Origin of the sequence: Clostridium pacaense (assembly GCF_020709765.2) — a bacterium.
In the GTDB taxonomy this organism is placed as follows: domain Bacteria; phylum Bacillota; class Clostridia; order Lachnospirales; family Lachnospiraceae; genus Enterocloster; species Enterocloster hominis.
On the sequence record NZ_JAJFEB020000214.1, the window covers coordinates 1 to 238 of the forward strand.

Annotated in this window: 1 protein-coding gene; it reads right to left on the bottom strand. The window is 52.1% G+C overall.

Annotated elements, in window-relative coordinates:
* On the bottom strand, window positions 1-238 hold a 238-nt coding region (locus LK536_RS59070), incomplete at both ends, for a P-type ATPase actuator domain-containing protein (protein ID WP_506092369.1).

Consider the following 238-nt stretch of genomic DNA (forward strand, 5'->3'; position numbering starts at 1 on the left):
TCTGTCGCCTCCGCTTTCACGGATTACAGGGACTGATTCACCGGTAATCGCGCTCTCATCCACCGAGGCCGCGCCTTCTCTCACATCGCCGTCCGCCGGAATCTGCTCACCGGCCTTTATATATACAATATTACCTTTTTTCAGTTCTGTGGATTTAACCTGTGTGATTTTATCTTTCTGTCCAGCGGATGGTATCCTGGACGCCATTGTGTCCATTCTGCCCGCCCTCAGCGCATCT